We start from the raw sequence: 22,458 nt of genomic DNA, 5'->3' as shown, positions 1-22,458 counted from the left end.
CAATCCAAGCTTAATCTAAATATCTAGCTCCTATGCAACTAACTTACTGGTGATAAATACTTTTTACAATCTTACCTTGCATTAATAATCTAAACGGTGACGTTGATTTTTAGAGAGGTATTACGAGCTAGGTCATTACCTTGTTAAGGTTGGCGAGTGAGAGATAAAACTGCTTAATCGGAAAGATGAAATACTGAGATACATTCGCTAGTCTGCCACTTTAAAACTACGTTCAGCTTCAGTGTGTAGCGCGCCAACTTGGTCACAATCACACCACAATGATCAAGATACACTATGGCAAGTGGATACCTAAAGACTCGCAAAGAATGGCAAGCCGCATATCTGAAATGATGGGCTTTAATGCGGACATAAGCGGACAGGAAAACACAGATTTTGCCCAGAAGCAACAATGGGAACCAGTAAGATACTGAATCGCCGCCGATTTTCTAGACACCTTTTAGTTAGATAAACTAACCCAAAAGAGGTGTCTATGAACCATAAACGTTATCCCGAAGAATTTAAAATCGAAGCCGTTAAGCAAGTTACCGTTGCTGGCCATTCTGTTGCTGATGTTGCTCAGCGGTTAGGAACAACCACCCACAGTCTTTATGCCTGGATTAAACGCTACGGCCCCGATTCAGAAGAACATTTGCAAAAGTCTGAAGAGTCCGCTGAGATTCGACGGCTACAGAAAGAGCTCAAACGTGTCACTGAAGAACGTGACTTGTTAAAAAAAGCCGCGGCGTACTTCGCAAGCCACCCCGAGTAAGATACACCTTTATTCAAGAGCATCACCACAGCCATTCAGTGCGACAACTTTGTCAGCTGTTTGATGTTCATCCGAGCGGGTATTACGCATGGAGACTAAGCCCTAAATCAAAGCGGCAGAAGGATAATGAACGGCTTACTGGGCAGCTTAAGCAGAGTTGGCTCGAATCTGGTGGAGTTTATGGATATCGGAAACCGCGTGCTCGGGGCGGTGAACAGCATGTAGTGACGCCAAATCGTTTAGAGCGACAATTTAATCCATCGGCTCCCAATTTGGCTTGGGTAACGGATATTACCTACATCAAAACTCATGAAGGTTGGTTATATCTCGGTGCAGTGATGGGCTTATTTTCTCGTCGGATTATCGGGTGGTCGATGGGCAGCAGAATAACCAAAGAACTGGCATTAGACGCGCTTTTAATGGCGGTGTGGCGCCGTAAGCCTACAGGTAAAGTGTTAGTCCATTCAGACTAGGGAAGCCAATATCTAATCATGACTGGAGTGAATTTCTGACCGCGCATGGATTAGAAGGCTGCATGAGTCGACGTGGTTATTGCCATAATAATGCAGTGGCTGAGAGTTTCTTTCAGCTGTTAAAGCGTGAGCGGTTCAAGCGGAAAATCTATTCGACAAGAGAAGCGACTAAAAGTGATATTTTTAATTATATCGAGATGTTTTATAACCCTAAACAGCAGCATAGTTCCAATCATGGCTTATCACCGTTAGAGTATGAACGTCAGTATTTTAATGAGGCTCAAAATTGTCTAGTGAAATAGTGGCGATTCAAACGCCGAGTGTGGCGTAAGCTACACATTGCCGTTGATACACATACTCACGAGATCATTGGTGCAGAACTCAGCTTATCAAATGTGACCGACGCTGAAGTCATGCCGAGTTTGCTCAAACAACCCCATCGAAAAATCCGTAATATCTCAGGTGATGGTGCTTACGACACGAGAGCCTTTCACGATGCCGTCCGTAGAAAATGCGCTTTAGTACTCATTCCACCGAGGGAAGGTGCCGCCCTCTGGGAACCAGGACATCCACGTAACTTAGCTGTCAGTTGGCAACAACTTCATGGTTCAAATAAACAGTGGAAGAAGCGCTATGGGTATCATCGTCGGTCAATCTCAGAAACGGCCATGTACAGGGTGAAGCAACTACTAGGTGGCAGATTAAGCTTGCGAAATTATAACGGTCAGGTAGGAGAAACTTACGCGATGCTAAGGGCGTTGAACAAGCTCACAGGGCTAGGTATGCCAGAAACTCACTATGTAGTTTGATATTTGAACAATTATGAGGGGCTTTGTTTGCTGAGTCGATTTAGGAAACAAAGCCTCTGACGACCTCAACTATGCGCTTTAAAGGCATGAAAACAGGCTTTCGTCTTTGCTATCGAGCAAAATCTGACAAATAAACTTAATTAACTTGATGAGGTGAAGGCTAGTGTAAGCCTTCACCATTTTATCTCAAGAAGTTCGATTATGCACACCTGCAGCCATTAGCTTCATCGTATATTATCAAAGCTACTGTTTGCTATGAATGCTGTTGCCACCTGTTGATGTATTCTTGGTAGATGCAGCTTGCCCAGTTTTTCATTAATTTCGAATGGAACAAGCCATAATCTTAAAGTCTCTCCATTTGAGCTTGATGAATGGTAAAGAAGTGGTAACTGCACGGCTTTGCTGAATCCAAATTGCATTGGGTAAATCAAATACATATCTCCACTGCCATTTAAGTAAGTATGCCCATAGGCGAACATTTGATAGAGATCTGCCGTCGAAACACCATATTTAGCAGAAACGTTATTCTCTTTCTGATCGAGAATCTTCCACTTAGTATCTAGAACAAAACAAGCTTCAGTAGTATCAATGACGATGTCTGGCTTTAAACGAAACCAATTTGCTGAATCATGAGTAACTAACCAGTGAGAGCGAGCTTGCGCAGTCATTTTGCAGGTGGGGAGCAATTGGCGTTTAAGCTCAGCTGCGACATACGCTTCAAACACTGCTTCCATGGGAAAGAGCAACGAAAAGGCTTGCTGTGTTCCCAGCATTGACTGCGGCGATAGTCCATCGATAATGATTTTCGCCCAGGCTAATGGCACTTCATAAGTGTGCATACTGCGATCTGAGCGAACATTTTCAAAATCGTTAACATAGTCGCGGCTAGGTGGAACAGCATCAAAAGAAAAACGAAGCTCCTTAATTAGTCGCTGGTGACTGGCTAGCCGAGAATACTTAGCGACTATCGTTAGCGCACTGTGGATTAATCGGTTTTCAGCCCTATCGACAGAGAACTCATCAAAATCTACCGCAAATCGTTGGCGGTTAACTAGGTTATAGCGAAGTTGACGAGTGACACTTAATTTTCCTTTTAGAAATAATAAGTTGTCTTGACGTCCTCGATAATCACTTCGTAAACCACGTTTTACCAAAACACTAACGGCGGTCAAAAATTGGCTTATAAAAAGCTCCATAAGGGGCATTTTCTGCGTTTTGATATTAGCTTGGTTGGTTTGTAGATGTCGAAATCCTTTAAGACGTTTTAACATCCATAGCAAGGTCATACGCCCCTGTTCTGACGTATAACACTCTGTTTGCTTACCAATTTTGGGTAAAATTTCGATTTGAGTACCATCAGGAGTAATGACAACACCCGCGAAATTTTGCGCCTGGAGTACTTCTCGCTGATGTTGAATTCGCAGCTTAAAGGCTGCTTGCGCAGCCTCTTTTGATAAACATAACTGTTTTATGTACTCAAACGCTTGTATCGAAATTTGGCGAAAACGTTCCTGTCCATTGCTGGGTAACTCAACACACAAAAAATCAAACTCAAAGACACTAATTAGTTTGCCATCACTAACCATCAAAGAGTCCCTGCGTTTTGTGGTTCGTAAATAGCAATATAGGCAGCCGGCTGTCTCCAACAATTCCCTTCACTTTGAAGCAGATAACTTGTACTCGTATCTAAATCAAAATCAGTGTCATAACCAAACAACTTGTCTAGTTCAACTGACTTAGTTATGACGAACGCTAAATCTTGATTCACCTTTTGATTATCACCAAGAACTAAACGAATCTTTTGCCAATCGTCAAAAAAGTATTCTTGCAGTAACGGAATAATTTTATTTTTGAATGCAGAAATAAGTAGTTCGAAAGCTCTGTCTTGATCTTCATCTTTCGCGGCCTCAAAAGCGGGGAAGAAAAATGCATGACCCAGCGTGTGCTCACGATCGTATAGGACACTAATACGTTCATTTATCGTGGTGAGAAGACGCGATAGATCAATACCATTAATGAGGGGATGCCCTGCAATTTTAGATGGTTGTGGCATCAGTTCTTTAAAATCAAAGCGGCGACGTAATGCGGTATCCATCAATGCTAACGAGCGATCTGCAGTATTCATGGTACCAATAAGGTAGAGGTTATCAGGAACTGAAAATGGCATTTGCGAGCATTGTAAGGTTACCTGTAGTGCTTCAGTTTGATTGTGGCCGCTACGCTTAGATGGTTCTATCAAGGTTATCAATTCACCAAAAATCTTGGAAATGTTGCCACGGTTAATTTCGTCGATAATCAGCACGTAATTTTGAGTTTGTTGCTGTAATTGTGTCTGTTTTAGTGCAACACCATATGAATTCAGGTGCTCCAAGACATCAGCAACACTGAGCCGTGAGAGTGGATAACAAGTGGAGAGGTTAAAACTGGTATTGCCGTTTAGCTCCTTAAACTCGACAGATATATCTGTTGCTAACCAAGTTATATTTCTCTGATGTCTAAAATCTGAACGAGTAGGTACAGCCGATTCAACATATTGATAGTCCCCCGTCACGACACCAACAGCGCCAACGGACGTCTTGCTATCAATACACAGTACTAGGTCACCAACCTGCATCTGTTGGCTGAAATAATAGAGGGAGTTTTTCGCATTTTTCCCTAACGATTGATGGTAAGAATTTTCCTCACCTCCAGTAAGATCACCCGTATTTCCCCAGCCAATGGCCCCTATCCCGTTGGCTAAGCAGTAATCTTTGGTACTATTTTTTTGCGCACTTTCAATTGAAAGCTTCCAAACCTGGCCAGATTTATTAATTTCATTATTGATGGTATAACGACTTGCTTGGGCATCTTCACAGATTTCTCTAAAGATGCCTTTCTTCACAAAGTAACGAATGACATCTGGATTCTCTTCGTCACTCAGCGCACTTAACCCTTCAACAAAATCCTCGTAACCATAGCTCTGGTGAAATGTGACAAAACGAATACGCTTCTCTTTAACCAGTTGATTGTATTTATCCTTCAACTCTGTCCTAGAACTCCAATTAAATTCAGGTTCAGCAATGGCGACAGCGGACTCAATGGTAGAATAGGTTTTGCCTGTTCCTGGAGGGCCAAAGAGGATTTGGTTTAACGGAGCGATGGGAGCACTATCGAGATAATCATCGCCATTATCAAACTGCTCACTACTTATCTTTCCTTCCAGTTCATCAGCCTTTCGCCATAGCTCCATACCGTATTCCAACGGTGTTTTGTTCCCTCGTGACTGTAACAACTTAGTGTAAGCAGTTGAGTGAGTTAACGGTCTTTCATCAAGTAACACATTAAATTTTTTCAGCTTATAAATAGGTAGAACTAAAGGAGCATTATGATCTTGATAAATAAACGCCAATTTCCATTTTAGAACTTGCTCAAAATCCAGTAACTCAATTTTTTCGAGTTCTGCGTGCTTAGCAGCTTGAATAACCAACAGTATTTTCGATTTAATGTTAGAAAATGCCTGTTCTGCCGATGAACCATACTTTCGCTTCCATGAATATACATCGTCAGAATCAATAAATTCTCGAATCCCTTTCGGCTCAGATTTACGTTTATAAATGCCAAATTTAGAAGCATCACCACCTTTGATCGAGCCTAAATAACGACCAACACCGAACTCAATCCAATACGCAAATGTGTTTTGATCATCTACGGAGGTATACTCTTCGAGGCTCAATGACTCTAAACGTTCAACGGGCCATTCGTGAATAAATTGCTCTAAAAATTGTTGACGCTCTTGATTACTAATACTCATGTAACTTAATTTCCTTTCCTTGAAATAAACTGGAGAGCTTAAATTTCTGCTTACTAAAATAACTCTTTAGTCATTTCTAATCCCAAACGTATTTTGCAGGATGTGACTTCGCCATTTGCAGCCCAATGGTCACTAGGGAATTGCCCGGAATTGATAACCTTGCCTGATTCGTTAGTCACATGGATCACACCATTCCAATGTGACAATCTTGGAGTTTCCTCGCTTGGGTCTAATAACAACAGCTTTGTGATAATTGACCCCGAGTCATCACTGTCAACGAACTCGTAACCAACGACAAGAGCCCAATGCGCACCACCTCCCTGCCAGTCGATCCAAATGAGTACAGGTTTATCATCATCAATAGCATCGGCAGTTCTATGCGCTAGTTCCTTGGTACTTTTTGCTTTAAGTGGCTCAATATTAATCTGTGAATAGGGAGAGCTCTTGAAATAGTTGCCTAAACGAACCAAATCATCCTCATCAGTACCATCTCGAACCATCGCGTTAAATTCATATAAACAATTCATGAACTTACCAATTCGAGTTCGCCCATCTAATCGAGCTAAACTAGTTACTTCGTCACGAGTTACAGCACCTTGATAAATCAACCCCATCAATACGCTGTATGGTCCGCAGGCTCCGTCCATATCCCCTTGTCTTAGTGCGACTTCCTCATTATCTGTTGTTTTCACACCTTGAAAGCTAAGCTCAAGACGGTCAAGTATCCTTATTTGTTTCATAACAACTTCCTTTATTACACACTAGCTAGAATAGTGAGCCAAGGCTTCTGACAGCTGACGCTTAATTCCCTCTCTTAATGACTTAGGCTCAAGCATCTCAACATTGGCAGCGTGCGACATAATCCACCAGCGCAGTTGCCAGCTATCAATAACAGTGGCGGTTAACAAACACCATTCATCATCGATTTTGCTAAGCTGCATATCGTCGCTTAACGGTTGTTCTTCAAGGTGATCGGCTTGCTGCGCCTTCACTTTGGCTTTAAAGGTTATTAAACCCGCAGAACCTTCACTGGTGAATTGCATGCCACCAGTATCGAGATAGGCTTGCAGGTTAAAATCTCGTTTGGGGTTCGCTTCGCCATAAAGCTCAGCAGCTAGCATACGATGCATGGCAAACCGGCGCACATCTGTATGCTTCCCAACTGTTGCGAGCAGATACAGCGCTTGGCCTCGCAGCACTAATGCTAAAGGAGCCAGTTGATAAGATTTAGGCTCAGACTGGTGAATGGGTTGATAACTCACTTCAAGCTGTTGTTCGCGTAACACTGCATTTTGTACTCGCTCCAACACCTGTTCATCAATAGCGGGTGGCGAGCAGGAAAGGTCTGGCTCAATACTGGCAAATTTTTGCGACCAATTAGCCAATGTTTTTGACTTCGACAGCGTACTTGAAGCTAGCGTAAATTGCGACTCTAGTTCCTTAAATAACAACTTAGGTAGCAACGACGTCAACGAGCTTTGTACCAGTAGCAGTGAAATACTGTCTGAAAATGAGAGCCCAGCCATCAGCTCAGTACGACTATCACGTTGCCAATACCAGCGCACCTGATGACCATCTCTATCGCATTGCAGTGGGAAAATATCTGCCAAAAATGCAAGATCACGTTGAATAGTGCGCTGCGTCTGGTTTACTCCCTCAGACGTCAAATAATAGCGAAGCTCTTCGGTTGTCTTACGCTCAGCAGTCCTTGAGAGATATTTCAAGATCATCCATTGACGATGGACTGTATTCACCGTTTTACTTGGGCACTTTAAAACATCCTTGTTCGTCATCTATTGTTCTCTGTGTCCAAATTTTCTTATATTGGCGTTATCAAAGCCAATTTCCCAAAACATTGCAAGTATTCAGCTTTAGTATGTGAACAACCTATCAAGCCATCGCTCGGATACAACTCCTCAAAATAACGCACTAAAGCTTCTCCCTCAGACACACTGAAGTGAGTTCTACTACAGAGAAATAAAAACGCCTCGGGCACAATATTACGCATCAGTTCGAATAGAAACCAGGGTTCAGCATTACACAGGTATAACTCTTGCACATAACGTTGAAAATAGGGCTCAAAGTAGTCATATGATGCAGGAAAATATAGTGGCACAATTGCCAAAGCACGGATAAGAGGACTTTTGGGGTAGTACTCATTTAGCACTGTCGCCGCCATAAATAATTCTGCAAAGTAACAATCAAATTTTCGGTCTCTTTTAGTTCTGAACCCAGCTTTGCCTTGTGCCAGATCATTTTCTAGTGCTGCAGAAGAGAACCAATCTGCCTCCTGCCAACGACGCTTGTCACCTCTAAAACGGCGGTTAAGCCTTTCACATCGACGGAGGTATTGATCCAACACTGTTTCAGCGGCAGTGATCAATGCTGCAGGGTTGGCATCATTTCCAGCAAAGGTACCATTCTGTATATGACGCTTTAGCGAGATATTATCTTCTAAAAATAAAGTGTACAGTCGCTGTAGTAACGGCTGGGAAAATTTGAAGCATGAGGCCGAATAGATTATGTCTTTTTTTAACCATGCCGCTAAGCCCTGTAAGGGTTTTGACCACGAGATTACAAACAGCCGCATTAACAGAAGGCTGTCAAAGTACTCGTTTTCAAACTCTTGCGATCTCCAGTCATAAATAGCCGAAAAATCATCACTTTCTTGGAGAAAAATTATCGGATTTTGAGAGATTAACTCCAAACCATCCCGCCCCTTAACAAAATCATTAAAAACGTAATTGAACAGCTCATCCCAATACTGACTCATCATAGCGTTTACCCTATATGCCAAATGATGCTGCAACTAAAGCAACATCCTGAACAATATGATGCAATTTTTAACGTCATATTGCGTCGCCAATATCAGTCAAAAGATAAAATTTGGGGAAAATACTACTGTCTACAGCAGATTTAACAAGATGAGGAGCGATTTAAGGCCGCTTCATCCTTCTAGGTGACAAACTTCATCTCAATAAGCGAGTTAACTCACTTAGCGAGATGTCCAAAAGTATTGAATCAGATTACTTCTCGCATTACTAAAAATTTAGGATGCAGTAGGATGCCATCAAACAATATAGGAGGTAAGTGATTGATTTTTATAAAATACAGATAAGAAAAAAGACGTCCTAGGACGTCTTTAAACTTGAATTTGGCGGAGAGAGAGGGAGTCGAACCCTCGATACGTTTCCGTATACACACTTTCCAGGCGTGCTCCTTCGGCCACTCGGACATCTCACCAGATTGTTGTGATTCGTTTTACGTGTTAATCATCCACGATGTTACAACTTTAATAAGCTTAACTCGTAAGCTTTCGTCGTTAACGGAGCGGTACTGTACGCAAAAGCCTGTGGGTGGTCAAGTAAAAAAGAGTTGATTTCAGGCGGTTGCGCAATTGCTAAACAAACCGCCTGATAAAGTGGGATTTATGTCCGACTTTCGCCGTTAATTGACGTTGAACTTGTTCACTTCCTTAGACATTAAGGCCGCATCGTAGGTCAGTGCTTTGGTCAATTCCCGTAATTCATCCGAAATCCTCTGGGTATTGAGGTAAATTTCACTGATCTTTAATGCATTACGATTCACATCCTCAGACACGGCGGACTGCTCATGGGTTGCAGTGGCAATTTGCTCATTCATGCGGTCGATAATATCCACTTGCTCGACGATGCGTTTAAGCTCAATCCCCGCCTGCTCGGCTTCGTGCACGCTGTTATTGGCCTGCATCAGCCCGCGCTCCATCGCTTTAACGGCGATGCTAGCACCAGATTTGAGTCTATCCGTCATGTTCTTAATATCCGAGGTCGAGGTTTGTGAGCGCTGCGCGAGGCTTCGCACCTCATCGGCCACTACGGCAAAGCCTCGTCCCATCTCACCAGCCCTTGCTGCTTCAATTGCCGCATTGAGTGCCAGTAGGTTCGTTTGTTCAGCGATGCCGCTGATCACATCGAGCACCACCACAATACCGTGAATTTCACGGTCGAGTTCATTAATGGCTTTAGAGGCGCCATCAATATCATCGGCTAAAGCCTTAATGGCGGCACTGGTGCGGCCCACTTCGATATTACCCGCTTTCGCTTCATGGTTCGCCGCGGTGGAAGCTTCCGAGGCATTAACGGCGTTACTGGCGATTTCTGCCACGGTTGCGCTCATCTCTGTCATTGCCGAGGCCACTTGCTCAGCCTCACAGTGCCCTGCCATCACATCTTGCTCCATTGCGTGGGTGCACACATCCATTTGCTCTACCGCTTGCTGTAACTTGCTCGCGCTAGCACGCACTTGCAGGATCACACTCTCGAAATCATTCATCATATCGTTGAATGCAATGGCTAATTCCCCAAATTCATCCGAGCTATTTTGGGTTAAACGCACACTAAGATCATAATGTTTTCTTGCCTTGGTCACCGTCGAATAGACATGATGCACACTGTCGTGTAGATAACGGATCACCGACAAACTCAGCAATAACACTAAGACTAACACCACAGTTAAGGTCACCAGCACGAAGAACATATGCTCGTTGGCTGTAAAGAGTCGGTCTGTGGTGGTTTTTAACAGATCGGCTGAAACTTGTTGCTCAAAATCCCGCAAACGGTCAATACGCGCAGTGGATTTTGCAAACCAATCCTCAGGGTTTTGTTGCTGAATTTTCTGATTATCTTGGTCGATTGCTATTTGTCTTAATGCCTCAACCTCTTTAACTTCATTACCATTTTGCAGCTGGCGAATACCATCCACTAAATTGGGCGTGGCCAGCGCCAAGAAGCGCTCAAGATACGTATTTTGCTCAGAGACTAAGGTAATAAACTTGGCATAAACCTTAGGCTTAAACCCCGCTTGGCCGAAGGTCGAACTCAGTACAGCACGCTCAATCCCCGCCCTCTCCTTCATTTGTAGATAGGCACTGAATGCTGCAGCCTTAATGGCAATTTCTTGGTTAGCCCCCGCTTTTGCCGTTTCATCGACGATGGCTAATAGCTGTTTGTTTAAGTCGGTGTAATAGGCCACTTCATCGGCCACACTAATGGATAGGCTATCGACCTGAGAACGTATGCTAGAAAGGCGGCCAAGTTGGGTGTTTATCTCCCGTAACTTAGGCGCAAATACTTCAGGTAACGCATTGTTTGAAATGAAATCCTGGAATTGCCTCAACTGAGTGTCGGTCAACTGCCTTTGACCGGGGATTTTGCCTGCAAAGGCTTTACCCGCAGAACCAATAAAGCCCGCGCTCATGCCGCGCTCTTTTTGTAATTCATGCACCAAGTTACTGTTGGTGACGGCGAGTTCACTCAATTGCACAATCAGCTTGAGCTCTTGACGATATTCATATTTTTCAATGAGAAACAACGCACCATACAGAAAACACGCAAATAACGGTGGCAATACAACCATAAGTAATTTTTGCTTTAAGCTGAGGTTGCCAATCCATTGCCATTTCATAGCGATATCCTTATTAGATGGGGTTAAAGGTAAGACAAATAAGGTATAGCATAGGATTAACACGATAACGACCATTTTGCACTAATTTAGCAACTGCTAAATACCTAAAAAACAGATGCTTGCATTCGTTAGCGTGGTAGAAGACCTGCTCTAGCCGGAGAATAATGCTTGAGGAAAACCAAAAGAACTAGGTTGATAATTGTACTAATGCCACACCTAAAACAAGGGAGGAACATGCTCCTCCCCTGATAAGATCAATTAGCTAAATAATTGTGGGAACAGCCCTTTAATCCCTGCGGCAATCACTTCAATCCCGATCGATAGCATTAATAGCCCCATCAAACGGGTAATAACGTTAATCCCTGTTTTACCAAGAATTTTGTAGATGATTGACGCCATTCTGAACAAGGCGAAACTCACCAAACCAAAAATGATCACTGTGATAAACATCGCCACAAAATTGGAGAAGGAATTATGCTCTGCGGCAAACACGATGACCGAGCTAATCGCACCAGGGCCTGCCATTAACGGCAAGGCTAACGGCACTACAGCAACAGACTCCATGGCCGAAGATTCGCGATCTTCCTCTTGGTTGCGTTTCACCTCGCCCAATTTACCCTGCAGCATCGACATCGCAATAATCGCGATCAAGGTGCCGCCAGCGATCCTAAAGGCCGAAAGTGAAATGCTAAACATATTCAAAATATGTTGCCCCGCCACTATGGTCACCAGCAGGATCACCACCACCGCAAAGTTAGCCACTTTACCCGTATGGTTGCGCTCGGCTTCAGTTTGATGGCTGGTTAGGCTCACAAACACTGGCAGTAAACCAATGGGGTTGATAATGGCAACGAGGCCAAGAAAAAATTTAACGTAAAGTGTTAACTCCAAGTTGCAGTCCTTATTGAGCGTATCACGCCAATTTCATCAAACTAACCGTAAGGGCAAGTATAGTAGCTTAACCACAGATGACTGAAAAATGAGATTTTTGAGGTTAAATCACAAGTTTGAGTAATAGCTGCTTTAGATACTCGACTCATTTTAGGTCAAAGAGGCTAAAACAGATCATTGTTACTGTATTTTTATTACATAAAAGCGCCAAACTGATTGAACGATCACACTTTCACTTAGGCTTTAGGTGTAATTTTTCACCATAAAGAAGATTTAGCGAATCGCGCATTCCCTAAATCTTTTTAGGAGTCTTAATCATGACAGTAACTAATGCACAAGAACTGGATCTCATGGTCGAGCGCGTCGCCAAAGCGCAAGCCGAATATGCCAGTTTTAGCCAAGCCCAGGTCGATGCGATTTTCCGTGCCGCCGCACTGGCCGCCGCCGATGCACGTATATCGCTTGCGAAAATGGCCGCCGCCGAAACCCGAATGGGGGTGATTGAAGACAAAGTGATTAAAAACCACTTTGCCTCCGAGTACATTTATAACAAGTACAAAGATGAAAAGACCTGCGGGATTTTATCTGAGGACCCCACCTTCGGCACTATCACAATCGCCGAACCTGTGGGCATTATCTGTGGGATTGTTCCCACCACAAATCCCACCTCCACCGCCATCTTCAAAGCGTTGATCAGCCTTAAAACCCGCAATGCGATTATTTTCTCCCCTCACCCAAGGGCAAAAGTCTCGACCACCACAGCGGCCAAACTGGTGCTAGATGCCGCCATTGCCGCCGGTGCGCCCAAGGACATTATCGGTTGGATTGATGAGCCCAGTGTGGCACTTTCCAATCAATTGATGACCCACCCTAAAGTGAACCTTATCCTCGCCACAGGTGGCCCTGGTATGGTGAAAGCCGCCTACTCCTCCGGCAAACCCGCCATTGGTGTCGGTGCGGGTAACACGCCGATTGTGATTGATGAAACCGCCGATATAAAACGCGCGGTCAGCTCGATTCTGATGTCTAAAACCTTCGATAACGGCGTTGTCTGTGCCTCGGAGCAAGCGGTGATTGTCGTCGATAGTATCTACGAACAAGTTAAAGAGCGCTTTGCCACCCACGGTGGTTATCTCTTAAATGCGGCGCAAACTGCTGCAATGCAACAAGTCATCCTTAAAAATGGCGGCTTAAATGCCGATATCGTCGGCCAAAGCGCCGCGACCATAGCGCAAATGGCGGGTATTGATGTCCCCCACACCACCAAGGTATTGATTGGTGAGATCACCGATATCACTGAGGCAGAGGCCTTTGCCCACGAAAAACTCTCACCATTACTTGGCATGTACCGCGCCGCCGATTTCAATGACGCCGTCGATAAAGCCGAAGCCTTAGTTGCCTTAGGCGGCATTGGCCACACATCCGGCTTATATACCGACCAAGACACCCAAACCGAGCGGGTGAAAACCTTTGGTTTTAGAATGAAAACCGCGCGTATTTTAATCAACACTCCTGCATCACAAGGCGGAATTGGCGATCTGTACAACTTTAAACTCGCTCCTTCGCTCACCTTAGGTTGCGGCTCTTGGGGCGGAAACTCGATTTCTGAAAACGTCGGGCCAAGCCATTTAATCAATAAAAAAACCGTCGCTAAGAGGGCTGAAAACATGCTGTGGCACAAGCTTCCTTCGTCTATCTACTTCCGCCGCGGCAGTTTACCCATCGCCCTTGAAGAATTGAGCGATAAAAAACGCGCCCTCGTGGTGACCGACAGATTCCTGTTTAACCAAGGTTATTGCGACGAAACCTTAAAGATTTTAAAAGCCCAAGGTCTTGAAACCGAAGTCTTTTACGAGGTAGAAGCCGATCCCACACTGGCCACAGTGCGCCAAGGTGCCAAAGTCGCCAATAGCTTTAAACCCGATGTGATTATTGCCTTAGGCGGTGGTTCGCCCATGGATGCGGCCAAGATTATTTGGGTCATGTTCGAGCATCCCGATGTCGACTTTGCCGATTTAGCCCTGCGTTTTATGGATATCCGTAAACGTATCTATAAATTCCCTAAAATGGGTGTCAAAGCCACTATGGTGGCGATCCCGACCACTTCCGGCACAGGCTCAGAGGTCACCCCTTTTGCCGTGGTGACCGATGAACAAACGGGTAAAAAATACCCCATCGCCGACTATCAACTCACCCCAAACATGGCGATTGTTGACCCAAATCTGGTGATGGATATGCCGAAATCCTTAACCGCTTTCGGCGGAATCGATGCGATCACCCACGCACTCGAAGCCTATGTCAGCGTAATGGCGAATGAGTACAGCGATGGTCAAGCCCTGCAAGCACTTGACCTACTGTGCAAATATCTGCCCGATGCTTATCAGCTTGGCGCCGCATCCCCTATTGCACGTGAAAAAGTGCACAATGGCGCCACGATTGCTGGTATCGCCTTTGCCAACGCCTTCCTTGGGATCTGTCACTCTATGGCCCATAAACTGGGCGCCGAGTTCCACTTAGCCCATGGACTCGCCAATGCGCTACTCATTAGTAACGTGATCCGCTTTAATGCGACCGACTTACCCACTAAGCAAGCCGCATTCAGCCAATACGATAGACCCAAAGCCCTCTGTCGCTACGCGGCGATTGCCGATCATTTAGCCTTAGGTGGAGGTTCAGATGCGGAAAAAGTCGAGAAATTGCTGGAAAAAATCGAGCAACTCAAGAAGACGCTGGGCATTCCAGCATCTATCCAAGAAGCGGGAGTTAACGAAGCCGACTTCCTCGCCAAACTAGACGAGCTCGCCGAAGATGCCTTCGATGACCAATGTACGGGCGCGAACCCTCGTTATCCTTTAATCAGTGAGCTAAAACAGCTACTGCTCGACAGCTACTATGGCCGCTCCTTCACCGAGCAATAGCACATTAAAATAGTGCATTAAATAGTAACTGAAATTGACAGGGCTTTGTTTCCTTAGCGATATAGGCAAACAAAGCCCATTATTCACTAAAGTATCGACAAAGAAATTTGAAGATATATTCAACTGGTCGACTTATCTTAAGGTTTACCAATCGAATGAATCACCTGTTCCTAAACTTATTGTCTATCCTCAACCCAATAGTTTATTAACACATTTCTAAGATAAATGGAAAGTAATCCGAGAGCGCTCTTATCTATGTTTACCCACATATCTTGAGTTCAAAATGTCGGGACGACAAGTATTACTAAAGCCTACGATTTGGATTAACGAGGAAGTATAACGCTGTCGATATTCTAAATTGACCTTTCAGTAAATCATGTCTATTTATAGGGTAAATGAATAGTGTCAGATAAGCGGAAAACCGTGCGGAAATAATGAAAAATACCATGCTATGTTGGCAATAGCTCGAAATAAATAATGACGGCCAAGACTTGGCTAGACCGTCATTTATGCCGCGATAACATGGCGCTGTACCCTTAGTGGGTGTAAGCGATTGTGCATTACCTTAATGGTTTCAAATTGCGTCATAGTTTTCGCGCCGGATAACACACATTCTGGCGATAATAACATCACTAACGCGGATTGTAGGGTATTTTCGATGACTAAGACTAATGCCCGTTGTTTTTGGCATTTAAGCTCAAAGACTTTGCCTACATCGCTAAATACGCACACATCACTGCAATCAAAAAACCATGATTTTGGCATTTGCGGTGTCAGCATAAAATGCGCGGCTGTCGCATTTAGGGCTATTTGCACTATCGCAGCATCGGTAAGGGATAAGGTTTTTGGCAACTTGTCGAGCAAGCTCATATAGAATTTGGCGTGCGCAATATTAAATTCCATGCTTGATAAGGCATCAGGAATTAATGATTTTGCTTTATAAGCCGTCAGAAACTCTATCTCGGCACCTAACGAAACGCCTAATACACCATACGAATCGTTATATTTCCAGTGCCAATCCTTTTGTGGCAATAATAACATAACGTTTACCTACTATTTGAACACTCGCACATCATAGTAGATATTTTATTCAATATCAAAATAAAAATAATAAAATACAGATTAGTTAACAATTACTTAGTGGATCTGTTTTAAGATCTTAACTGCGATCTAATGATCGTTTTGGATCGCAGTTATTATTAAAGATCTTATTTTAGATCCTATCTTGATCTAAAGATCATTATTTTAAGCGATAAGCTTCTACAATTTCTTTAATTAACTTTGGACCCTGGTAAATAAAACCTGAGTAAATCTGCACCATAGTCGCGCCGGCATCAAATTTAGCTAACGCATCTTCGGCACTGTTAATACCGCCCACACCAATGATCGGGATCTGGCCATTTAAACAAGTGGCTAATTGTTTGATCACTTTAGTTGAAAGCTCAGTCAATGGCTTACCACTTAACCCACCACTTTCATTGGCATTCGCAAGGCCGCTTACACCGTCACGGGTTAACGTTGTGTTTGTCGCAATCGCGCCATCAAACTTGTTTTTAATCAAGGATTGCGCAATATTTTCGATTTCTTCCGTGGTTAAATCGGGCGCAATTTTAAGGGCAATTGGCACATATTTTTTATGTTTCTCGGCCAACTCAAGTTGCTTGGTTTTTAATGCGCTTAATAATTCATCTAATAGATCGCCATATTGCAGCGATCGTAATCCGGGGGTATTCGGTGATGAAATATTCACCGCAATATAGGCTGCATAGGGATAAACTTTATCCATGCAGATCAAATAATCGTCTTTTCCCTGCTCTACTGGAGTGTCTTTATTTTTACCAATATTGACCCCAACCATGATATCGGTTTTCTTTGCGATCAAATTTTTGACCAGATTATCGACACCTTTGTTATTAAAGCCCATGCGATTGATGATCGCCTTTGCGGGTTTTAATCTAAATAAACGGGGTAAATCATTACCGGGTTGTGGTCTTGGGGTCACTGTACCCACTTCTACATGACCAAATCCCATCGCATGAAAGGCATCGATCGATTCGCCATCTTTATCCATACCCGCGGCAAGACCGACAGGGTTTGGAAAAGTCAGTCCCATAAAGCTGACGGGCGCTGGCGCAATATTCTGGGCATAAAACGCATTCAATGGGCTGTTGCCTGTCATTTTCAGGCTGCCTATGGCTAGATTATGCGCTCGCTCAGGATCCATCTGAAACATGACTTTCTGTGCGATTTTATAAAACATGTATTTTCCTCGACCTAAAAAAAGCCCCGGCGATCGCCAGGGCTTCTGATTGTTATAAAAGTTTACTTATGGCCTTCGCAATGAAGGATCAGAAGGTTCAGTTCACGCAGGGCGACAGAGAACTTAGCAAACTCATGGCTTTGCGACGTTTTGAAGTCAGCGAGCATATGGAACCATCTTTCCAGTAGGGCTTGATTGGTATCAATCCACTGAGAAATAACGCTCTGGGCGTCACAGGTTGCACTGCATGTTCTTAAGACCACTGACGTCAACGCACGTTGTTGCCAATCCAACTCTTCCCTAAAGGCTGCACGAGCCAGTGCTTGCCAATGGTTTGCCACAGGCTGTGCACTGATCTGCTCTAGGAACCAGTGCAGCTCAACGCGGGCACCGAGTTTGAAATATGTCTCGGCAACGAGCTCAACTGTTTTCTCTTCGGCTTGAGCAATTTGCGCAATATCCAGCGCCGAGAACAGCGTGCTCATGTTAGCCACGACGGTTGCCACTTCCTGAGGCACATTCTCTTTGATAAGAGCGTTGATCTCAGCTTGGATACCCGCCGCTTCTTCTTCTACCAAGTAAGAATGAACATTCGCTTTGATTTGTTCAAATACAGGTTTGAAGAAGGCTACAGTTTGCTCGATGCTCCAAGTACGGTTGCGGTGACGCAGGAACCAGCGGCATGCACGGCGCATGTTGCGACGTAATTGATGCAGCATTTCGCCCTGAACCACAGCAGGAACAATACCGTTTAAGTCAGTGATCGCTTTAGTTAATTCAGCTAAACCAAACACTTCGCGAGCCATAGTGTAACAAATTGCCGCGTCGGCAACTGAGGCACCAGTCTCATCTTGCATACGTTGAACAAAGTTCAGACCCATGTCGTTGACCAATTCGTTGGCCAGTGACGTGGCGATGATTTCACCGCGCAGTGGATGCGTCACCATTCTGTGGCTGTACAGTTCCTGAAGTTGTTTCGGGAAGTAAGCAATCAACAGTTGGCTCAGCAGCGTGTCTTCGGTGATTTCTTGAGTCAGTAACTGCTCTTTCAGTACCATCTTAGCGTACGCCACCAGTACCGATAGCTCAGGACGCGTTAAGGCGCGGCCATTGGCTAAACGTTCTGCCAGCTCTTCTTCCGACGGTAAGAATTCTAAGGCGCGGTCTAACTTGCCTTCTTTTTCCAGATACTGGATAAAGCGAATTTGTTCTTTTAACTGCTCAGCACCACGGACTTGGGTGACCGAAATCGTACGGGTTTGATCTTTACAATCCTGCAGTACGATTTGGCCAACTTCTTCGGTCATCTCTTCCAGTAAACGGTTACGTTGCTTGAGTGTCAGTTCACCCTCAGCCACTAACGCGTTTAATAGAATTTTGATGTTAACTTCGTTGTCAGAGCAGTCCACACCACCTACGTTATCCACGAAGTCAGTGTTGATACGACCGCCGTTAGCCGCGTATTCGATACGACCTAACTGAGTACAACCTAAGTTACCACCCTCGCCCACGATCTTGGCGCGCAATTCGCGACCATTGACACGCAGTGCATCGTTAGCGCGGTCGCCCACTTCTGCATGGGTTTCGCGTGATGACTTAACATAAGTACCAATACCACCGTTCCAAATCAGATCCACTGGCATTTTCAGCAGTTCTTTCATCAGCTCAGTCGGGGTCATCGAGGTCTTTTCCGTTTCCAGCATTTGCTTCATTTCAGCAGACAATGGAATGGATTTAGATGAACGCAGGAAGATACCGCCGCCCTTAGAAATCAGCTTGCTGTTGTAGTCTTCCCAGGTTGAACGTGGCAGCGCGAATAAACGGGCACGTTCTTCATAGCTGGCAGCGGTGTCTGGATTCGGGTCGACAAAGATATGCATGTGGTTGAACGCAGCCACAAGTTTTGTGTGCTTAGACAACAACATACCGTTACCGAATACGTCACCCGCCATGTCACCAATACCTAAACAGGTAAAGTCTGTGGTTTGACAATCGATACCCACTTCGCGGAAGTGACGCTTAACCGATTCCCAACCACCTCTGGCCGTGATACCCATTTTCTTATGGTCGTAACCGTTACTACCGCCCGACGCGAACGCATCGCCTAACCAGAAGTTGTATTCCTGCGAAATGGCGTTAGCGATATCCGAGAAGGTTGCAGTACCTTTGTCTGCCGCGACCACTAAATATGGGTCATCTTCATCGTGACGGACCACATCTACCGGGTGAACGATTTCGCCGTTAACGATGTTATCTGTGATATCGAGCAGCGCACGGATAAAGATGCGGTAACATTCTTGACCTTCGGTGAAGAAGGCTTCGCGGCCACCTTCAGTAGGCAGTTGTTTACAAACGAAACCACCTTTCGCGCCCACAGGTACGATTACAGTGTTCTTCACTTGTTGTGCTTTTACTAAGCCAAGCACTTCGGTACGGAAGTCTTCACGACGGTCAGACCAACGCAGACCACCACGAGCCACTTTACCGTAGCGTAAATGCACACCTTCAACCCGTGGCGAATAAACGAAAATTTCGAATTTCGGCAGCGGACGCGGCATTTCTGGAATTAACGAAGGCATGAACTTAAACGAGATATAACTCTTAGATTCGCCTTTGGCATCCAATTGGTAGAAGTTAGTACGCAGCGTTGCATTAATCAGATCGAGGTAACGACGGATAATACGGTCATCATCTAGGCTCGATACTTCGTCTAAACGTAGGTTGATCTGCTCCATAAACTTGCCCAGAGTACGGGTCTTCAGTTTTGGATTGAACTTACGGATAAACATTTTCACCAACAAATCAGCGATTTGTGGGTAACGGCCGAAGGTTTCTTCGATGTAAGCTTGGCTGAATGTTGCATCGATTTGACGCATGTACTTAGCGTAAGCACGCAGTACTGACACTTCACGACCAGTTAAACCTGACGCCAGAATGATGCGGTTAAAACCGTCATCTTCTAATTTCTTTTGCCACACTTGAGAGAGTGCAGTTTGGAATCTGTCTTGGCTGTCGGCGATATTGTCAGTATTAGTGACTTTAACCGTCATTAAGAAGTCTAAGATCCAGAAGGTAGAACCGTCTGAAGTCGTCACTTCATAGGGACGCTCGTTGATCACGCGCAGACCAAAGTTTTCCAGCATCGGCAGTACGTCAGAAAGATGGATTGGCTCATCTTTATGGAACAGTTTTAAACGCACTTTGTTGTCGTTCAACGCCGCTTCCTGCGGTTGATAGAACAACATGCCTAACTTGTGTTCGTCATCCAGCGCTTCAAGTTGTTGCATATCCACAACGGCAGAGCTTGGTAATACGTCTTCTTTATAGCTTTGTTCGAAGGCGTTAGCGTAACGCTTCATCAGATGAGTACCGGCTTCTTCACCTAAGGCAGTGTTTAGCGCGGTGTTTAACTTATCTTCCCACGAGCGTGCCGCTTCAATTAAATTGTTTTCAATGGCAGCCACATCTACATCCATATTATTGTTATCAACTTTGACTATGTAGTGAGTACGGGCCAGGGTTGACTCGGAGAAATACGTCGTAAACTCTACATCTTCTTTGCTGTTGAAATGCTGAGCCAGAATACGTTGGGTATCTTGGCGAAGTTTAGTGTTGTAACGATCTTTTGAAACGTACACTAAACAGGATAAGAAACGACCGAAACCATCTTTGCGAACAAAGAGTTTCAGTTTGTCCCTGTCTTGCATCTCGAGCACACCGTGCGCCGTGTGTGCTAAATCATCCACATTGGCTTGGATTAGCTCATCGCGCGGCAGGTTTTCGAGAATGTTCAACAGGGCTTTATAGTCGTGAGAACGTGGGGTTAAACCTGAACGGTCTAATACGCGCTGGACTTTTTCGTTCAGCAGAGGGATCTCACGTGGGCTGCGGTTATACACATTTGAAGCGTACAAACCGATGAATCTATCTTCACCGACCACATTGCCTTTCTTGTCAAAGCGTTTGATACCGATATAGTCCACATAGGCAGGACGGTGCACGCGGCTCTTGGCGCTGCTCTTGGTCAGGATCAGTAAACTGTGGTCTAAGGCTTCTTTACGGGCACTGTCAGAGAAGCTTGATAATAACAAACCTTGCTCTGGCTGAGTCTTATGGTGCTTATTCATTAAGCCTAAACTAGAGGCCATATTTGGCACTAGTTCGACGTCGCCTTCAACGCGTTTTAAATCGTATTGACGGTAACCCAGTAAGGTAAAGTGATGATTATTAAGATAAGTTAAGAAGTTAATTGCTTCTTCTAACTCTTGCTTCTCACCGGGGAATGGACGCTTAGGTAACTCTTTAATGGTCTCACTCAACTTAGCTGACATCGCGCTCCAGTCGTTGACTGATGCAGCCACATCACCCAGCACAGATTGGATTTCGCGCTCAAGGGCTTTGATATCCACACTGCTGCTTTGACGGTCGATTTCAATCAGGAAAACGGCAACGTGTTCAGTGCTGTCAGGGCTTTGATTCAGGTAAGTGACTTTGGTTACGTCCTGGGCTGAACGCTCAATCGCCAGCGGAGTGTGTAACATCATATGAGCCGTAATACCCATACGATTCAATGCCATACCAACTGAATCTACCAGGAATGGCATGTCAGGTTGGATAACTTCAATGATCGAATGAGTTGATTGCCAGCCGTGCTTTGACTGACTTGGATTGAATACTCTGAGGTGAGTCTCCCCTTTCGGGGTTTTGTTTAGTGCATTCCATAAACTGAGAACCGCACCATACAGGTCGCTGTCGTTACGCGCATTGAGGTCGTCTTTCGACATGTGGGCATAAAGGCAGGTCGCGAACTGTTCAACTTGCTTGGCTTGTGAATTAGGGACTTTAGCGTGAATTAAACTGACTACATTTTCAAGTAGTACTGAAGGCATTGCATCTTTCAAGGCCATGTTGCTGTTTCCTTAAGCGTCTATGGCAGCGCTTTTTTTCATTATTTGGATGCTTCGGCTTAACGATCTCAGAAAATTAGTGTGATCCAGATCGTCGCGCGAAGTTTATTACTAAATCCTCTGTATTTCGAGGAAAATTTTAGTGGTACATCCTCTGTAATTCCAGCCAGAGCGTAAAGATGTGATAACAGGTGAGCAA

Annotated in this window: 11 protein-coding genes, 1 tRNA gene and 2 pseudogenes; 3 read left to right on the top strand and 11 right to left on the bottom strand. The window is 44.6% G+C overall.

Features of this window, described 5'->3' with window-relative positions; translation table 11 throughout:
- Positions 1 to 490 precede the first annotated feature (490 nt).
- Positions 491 to 1,544: pseudogene (locus B5P39_RS11695) on the top strand (IS3 family transposase).
- Between the two features lie 9 nt (positions 1,545 to 1,553).
- A pseudogene (locus tag B5P39_RS11690) lies at positions 1,554 to 2,051 on the top strand (IS5 family transposase); the annotation flags it as partial.
- A 224-nt stretch (positions 2,052 to 2,275) separates the two neighbouring features.
- Here the strand turns inward: B5P39_RS11690 and B5P39_RS11685 are convergent.
- The 8 genes from B5P39_RS11685 to B5P39_RS11650 form a co-directional block, all read right to left on the bottom strand.
- A complete protein-coding gene (locus B5P39_RS11685) occupies positions 2,276 to 3,637 on the bottom strand; it encodes an McrC family protein (protein WP_088211631.1) in 1,362 nt (453 codons plus the stop codon).
- Entirely contained in the window at positions 3,637 to 5,841 is a 2,205-nt protein-coding gene (locus B5P39_RS24935; protein WP_088211630.1) for an AAA family ATPase, read from the bottom strand. Before B5P39_RS24935 ends, B5P39_RS11685 begins: the two co-directional genes overlap by 1 nt.
- A 53-nt stretch (positions 5,842 to 5,894) precedes the next feature.
- Positions 5,895 to 6,581: a hypothetical protein gene (locus B5P39_RS11675; RefSeq protein WP_088211629.1), complete on the bottom strand. Its 687-nt coding sequence runs from the start codon at positions 6,579 to 6,581 to the stop codon at positions 5,895 to 5,897.
- Between the two features lie 21 nt (positions 6,582 to 6,602).
- Positions 6,603 to 7,571, bottom strand: coding sequence for a helix-turn-helix transcriptional regulator (locus B5P39_RS11670; RefSeq protein ID WP_254915773.1), 969 nt, complete (start codon positions 7,569 to 7,571; stop codon positions 6,603 to 6,605).
- An 89-nt stretch (positions 7,572 to 7,660) separates the two neighbouring features.
- Positions 7,661 to 8,617, bottom strand: coding sequence for a hypothetical protein (locus B5P39_RS11665; protein ID WP_088211627.1), 957 nt, complete (start codon positions 8,615 to 8,617; stop codon positions 7,661 to 7,663).
- A gap of 379 nt (positions 8,618 to 8,996) precedes the next feature.
- Positions 8,997 to 9,084: transfer RNA gene (locus tag B5P39_RS11660), tRNA-Ser, on the bottom strand.
- A 204-nt stretch (positions 9,085 to 9,288) separates the two neighbouring features.
- Positions 9,289 to 11,283 carry a methyl-accepting chemotaxis protein gene (locus B5P39_RS11655; protein WP_088211626.1) on the bottom strand — a complete coding sequence of 665 codons (1,995 nt, stop codon included), beginning with the start codon at positions 11,281 to 11,283 and terminating at the stop codon, positions 9,289 to 9,291.
- A gap of 258 nt (positions 11,284 to 11,541) precedes the next feature.
- Positions 11,542 to 12,174: a YchE family NAAT transporter gene (locus tag B5P39_RS11650; protein ID WP_011622460.1), complete on the bottom strand. Its 633-nt coding sequence runs from the start codon at positions 12,172 to 12,174 to the stop codon at positions 11,542 to 11,544.
- A 317-nt stretch (positions 12,175 to 12,491) separates the two neighbouring features.
- Between B5P39_RS11650 and adhE the strand changes: the two genes are divergently transcribed.
- Positions 12,492 to 15,092, top strand: a complete 2,601-nt coding sequence (gene adhE, locus B5P39_RS11645) for a bifunctional acetaldehyde-CoA/alcohol dehydrogenase (RefSeq protein WP_088211625.1) — start codon at positions 12,492 to 12,494, stop codon at positions 15,090 to 15,092.
- Between the two features lie 507 nt (positions 15,093 to 15,599).
- Here adhE and B5P39_RS11640 read toward each other — a convergent pair.
- The 3 genes from B5P39_RS11640 to B5P39_RS11630 all read right to left on the bottom strand — a co-directional run bounded on the left by B5P39_RS11640 (position 15,600) and on the right by B5P39_RS11630 (position 22,259).
- Complete coding sequence (locus tag B5P39_RS11640) at positions 15,600 to 16,133, bottom strand: cell division protein ZapC (RefSeq protein WP_088211624.1); 534 nt, start codon at positions 16,131 to 16,133, stop codon at positions 15,600 to 15,602.
- 199 nt (positions 16,134 to 16,332) lie between these two features.
- On the bottom strand, positions 16,333 to 17,352 hold the full coding sequence (gene pyrD, locus B5P39_RS11635; protein WP_011622457.1) for a quinone-dependent dihydroorotate dehydrogenase: 1,020 nt from the start codon (positions 17,350 to 17,352) through the stop codon (positions 16,333 to 16,335).
- 62 nt (positions 17,353 to 17,414) lie between these two features.
- A complete protein-coding gene (locus B5P39_RS11630) occupies positions 17,415 to 22,259 on the bottom strand; it encodes an NAD-glutamate dehydrogenase (protein ID WP_088211623.1) in 4,845 nt (1,614 codons plus the stop codon).
- Positions 22,260 to 22,458: the final 199 nt, after the last annotated feature.

Origin of the sequence: Shewanella sp. Shew256, assembly GCF_002196695.1 — a bacterium.
Taxonomy (GTDB): Bacteria; Pseudomonadota; Gammaproteobacteria; order Enterobacterales; family Shewanellaceae; genus Shewanella; species Shewanella mangrovisoli.
This window is presented reverse-complemented; position numbering and strand designations above follow the sequence as displayed.